Raw genomic sequence first — 245 nt, 5'->3', positions numbered from 1 at the left:
GATTATAACCGGAAAGCCTTCGCGGTTACCGTGGCAAATTCATCACAATATGGCAATAATGTTTACATTGCACCAGATGCCTCAGTTAAAGATGGCCTGCTGGATGTTTGCATTATAAAGCCCTTTTCGATACTAAAACTGCCTGTTTTAAGTTATGTTATGTTAAAAGGAACTGCCGAAAGTTCTGATATGATTGAGATTATCCGCGGACAAAAAATTACGATTTCGAGAACGAAGGATGGTCC

At 39.6% G+C, this 245-nt stretch carries 1 protein-coding gene; it reads left to right on the top strand.

Going from position 1 to position 245, the window contains the following annotated elements:
* On the top strand, positions 1-245 hold a 245-nt coding region (locus AC0IW9_RS31670; protein ID WP_471652247.1), incomplete at both ends, for a diacylglycerol/lipid kinase family protein.

The sequence above is a fragment of the Belnapia sp. AC561 genome, assembly GCF_979252845.1.
This window is presented reverse-complemented; position numbering and strand designations above follow the sequence as displayed.